This window comes from Rubrimonas sp. (genome assembly GCF_036788415.1).
In the GTDB taxonomy this organism is placed as follows: domain Bacteria; phylum Pseudomonadota; class Alphaproteobacteria; order Rhodobacterales; family Rhodobacteraceae; genus Rubrimonas.
On record NZ_DAIQNN010000172.1, the window covers coordinates 1 to 3,816 of the forward strand.

The following is a 3,816-nucleotide window of genomic DNA, read 5'->3' on the forward strand; positions in this document are numbered from 1 at the left end:
GAACAGCCGGGATCGCATCGCCTCGGCCGCCTCGGTCTCTCCAAGCGCGCGGTGGCAGGCGGCCATGTAGGCGAAGTGATAGAACGCGGGCGACGTGATGCGCCTGAAGGCCGCCAGCGCCTCGGCATGCCGGCCCAGCAGATGCAGGCAGCGGCCCTGAATGTTCCAGAACCAGTCCGGGTGCAGCGGATTGAGGCGCATCGCCTCGCGGATGCGCCGAAGCCCGTCCTCGGGTCGATCAACGTAAAGCAGGTAGCGGCCATATTCGATCTGAAGGAGATCGTCGTTGGGATTAGCCGCCAGACCGGCCTCGAATTGGTTTCCGGCCCTGTCGTGATCGCGCGACAGAAGGCAGGCGACAGCCATCGCGCAATGCGCGCGCGAGTCCCGATTGTCGAGCGCCAGCGCCCGCTCGGCGATCGGCAGGATGTCGAGGACATCGGTCTGCGCTGCATAGTTCCAGCGCTCGTAGATCAGGGCGAGCGCGAGCAGGCCATGCGCCCGGCCGTTGTCCGGGGCGAGGTCGACGGCGCGCGACAGGGCGTCGATCGCGGCGCGCATGCTTTCGGGAGTATGGGCGTGGAGCTGGCGCAGACCGAGGAGCACGAGGCGCCAGGCGTCGAGGTTTCCGCCGCCGGGCGGCGCCTCGGCCAGCGCCACCTCGTCGACGATCCGTCCCGTCGCGGTCGCCATGACCATGCGCGCAACCTCGGACTGAACCGCGAATATGTCGCCGATGTCGCGATCATAGGTCTCGGACCAGACGCAGGCCGCGTCCTCGCACCGTGCGAGATGGGACACCACGCGGATCCGGTCAGCGGCGATCCGCACCGAACCCGACAAAAGAAACCGGACACCCAGTTGCGCGCCGATCGCTTCCGACGCCGCTTGCGCGAATTGTGGGTGGAACGAGGATTGCCGCGACACCACGAGGAGCCCGCGGTCACGCGAGAGATTGACCAGCACCTCCTCGGCGATCCCCTCGCCGAGAAGAGCGGCGTCGGGTCCATCCGTGAGCCCCACGAAAGGCAAGACCGCAATGGACGGTCGTCCGGAGGGGGTTCGAGGTGCGGCCCACGCTCTCGCCGGCTCGGGTTCGATCCGCGCCGCACCGGTTGCGCCACGCATCCTTCGGACTTCGCGGATCAGATCCACCGTGGCCGGTTCCGGCCCGACGCCCAATTCATCGCGCAACAGCGAGCTCAGGGACTCGAATTGCCGCAGCGCCGCGTCGAAGCGCTTTTGCCGCCGGTAGCCGTCCATCACGCGACGATGGACGTGTTCCTGCAGGGGATCGAGCGCCAATGACCGAAGCGCGGTCGAGATCATGTCCTCGGTCCTGCCGGCTGCGGCATGCGCGTCGCAGAGCCGAAGAAGCAACGCCTGAAAGCCGGCCCGGAGGACGCCGCGCTCGGCTTCGACCCAGCGGTCGAACTCGGGGGTGACCGCGCCGATCCCCTCGAGAAAGCCGCCACGCCAGAGCGCTTGCGCCGCTTGCAGGTCCTCGGTGGCGTCCGATCGGGCAAATCGCTCGAAGGTCGAGGTATCGGCCTCGACAGCCCCCTCGGCAAGCGCGACCGCCTGATCCTCGGTCGAGAAAACGGTCGTGGCCGCCGCGCCGAGGTCGCGACGCACGGCCGCCAGCGTCTGGCGCAGGCTTGCCCGGGCGTGCCCGTCGCCGCTGTCGGGCCAGAGAAGCGCCATCAGGCTCTCGCGCGGCGCCGCGCCGCCGCGCCGCGCGAGATAGGCCAGCAACGCCACGCCTTTCCGCCCGCCGATCCTGACCGGCGCCCCGTCGAGCTCGACGCGAAACGGGCCCAGCAGGTTCAGCCGCAGCGCCATCTCAACGTCGCCCCGATGGTGCGATGACGCTTTTCACGCCTTCCTCACGCCCGGCCTCACGGCTCGCCGCCACGGCCCAGTCTAGCCTCCGGACATCCGACCACCAAAGACGCAGGAGGCTCCCATGACCCCCATCTCGCACATCGAACTGAACGCGCACTTCAAGGACCTCGAGCGACAGGTCGCCGCCGCCCGTTCGTCGCAGAACGCGGCCCTGGGCTGGCTCGGCCGGTTGTGGCGCACCCAACGGTCGAAGGGGGCCTCGGGCTCGAAGGCGCCCGCCCCGCTTCAGCCCAATTCGGTAGCCGCCGGAGGACTCTCATAGGTCCACCTTCCAGCGACGACGTTCGTTGCGCCGACATCATCGTTGATGGCAGAGGGCGGCGATCATGCTACTGTGCGATACCTGAATTGGGATAGCGATATGACCGAAGGTGATGATTTTGACTTTGTAGTCATCGGCGCCGGGACTTCAGGGTGCGTGCTCGCTTCCCGTCTGTCGGAGGACGAGACATGCCGTGTCCTTCTACTGGAGGCAGGCGGGGCGGCGCGCGATCCGCTGATCGCCGCGCCCGGCGCCGCCAAGACGTTCTGGGACAGCAAGATCGACTGGGCCTTCCGCTCGGAGCCGCAGCGGCATCTGAACGGGCGGCGGATCCTGCTCAATCGTGGCAAGTGCATCGGCGGGTCGGGCGCCATCAACTGGTGCGCCTATGTCCGCGGCAACCGGGGCGACTACGACGGCTGGGCGCAGCTTGGCTGCACCGGCTGGGGGTATGACGACATCCTGCCGTATTTTCGCAAGTCCGAGCGCAACGCCGTGCATGACGATGCGTGGCACGGCGTCGACGGACCGCTGCATGTCGGAGAGTTCCACGGTCGGCACCCGCTGCATGAGCTGTATTTCGAGGCGCTGGAAGACCTCGGCGCGCCCCGGAACGCAGATTTCAACGGCGCCGAACAGGAGGGCTGCGGGTATCATCAGGGCTCTCTTCTGGACGGCGCGCGCTTCAGCACGGCGAACGGGTTCCTCGCCCCCGCTCTCGACAGGCCGAACCTGACGGTCCGGAGCTGGGCCCATGTGACGGGCCTCGTGATCGAGAACGGGCGCGCGACCGGCGTCGATTATGTCGTCGGCCGCGAAGCGCGACGGGCCCGGGCGGGAACCGAGGTGGTCCTCGCCGCAGGCGCCATCGGCTCGCCGCACATCCTGCTGCTGTCCGGCGTCGGCCCGGCGGCCGAGATCGCCGCTCACGGCATAGCGCCGGTCCACGACCTTCCCGGCGTCGGGCGCAGCCTGCGCGACCATATCGCCCGCCCGTCGGTCGAGATACTCGTGAAGGACCCTGAGGCGATGGGCCTCGGCGCCGCCTTGCCGGACTTCCGGACCGCGATGGCGATGTTCGAAGCCGACCGTACCGGCCCGCTGGCGACGATCCAGATCGAAGCCGGCGCCTTCGTGCGAATGCGCGAGACCGACGCCTACCCGAGCGCGCAACTATTCTGTGGCGTCACCAGCGCCGAGCGTTTCCGCGGCATGCCGCCGGGTCTGTCGGTCTGGGGCTATGTCTGCCGCCCGCGCAGCGAGGGAGCCGTCAAGCTGGCGACGGCGAGCCCGTTCGACCGTCCCTCCATCGACCCAAATTACTTCAGCGACCCGGACGACCTGGACCGCAGCGTCGAGATCGTCGAATTCTGCCGCGAAGTCGCCAATCACCGCGCCTTCGATGCCGTGCGCGCCAGATTGCAGGGCGCACTCCAGACCCGCGAAGAAATCGTCGCCTCGGCCCGCGAGGTCTCCAGCACCTGCTGGCACTATACGAGCACCTGTCGCATGGGGACCGACGCAATGGCCGTGGTCGATCCGGACCTTCGGGTGATCGGGATAGAGGGCCTGCGTGTCTGCGACGCGTCGATCATGCCGACCATGGTGAGCGGCAATACGAATGCGGCGACGATCATGATCGCGGAGAA

The 3,816-nt window shown here is 68.1% G+C and carries 3 protein-coding genes; 2 read left to right on the plus strand and 1 reads right to left on the minus strand.

Going from position 1 to position 3,816, the window contains the following annotated elements; all coding sequences use genetic code 11:
* Positions 1-1,842: BTAD domain-containing putative transcriptional regulator (locus V7Q31_RS17855; RefSeq protein WP_333835198.1), on the minus strand; the 1,842-nt coding region annotated here is incomplete at its 3' end.
* 124 nt (positions 1,843-1,966) lie between these two features.
* Here V7Q31_RS17855 and V7Q31_RS17860 point away from each other — a divergent pair.
* Together V7Q31_RS17860 and V7Q31_RS17865 are read left to right on the plus strand one after the other, a co-directional pair.
* Positions 1,967-2,167 carry a hypothetical protein gene (locus V7Q31_RS17860; protein ID WP_333835199.1) on the plus strand — a complete coding sequence of 67 codons (201 nt, stop codon included), beginning with the start codon at positions 1,967-1,969 and terminating at the stop codon, positions 2,165-2,167.
* Between the two features lie 156 nt (positions 2,168-2,323).
* On the plus strand, positions 2,324-3,816 hold a 1,493-nt coding region (locus tag V7Q31_RS17865; protein WP_333835200.1), incomplete at its 3' end, for a GMC family oxidoreductase.

Coding starts and splice junctions, on each gene's coding strand:
- V7Q31_RS17860 (WP_333835199.1), top strand. CDS start 1,967: ATGACCCCCATCTCGCACATCGAACTGAACGCGCACTTCAAGGACCTC.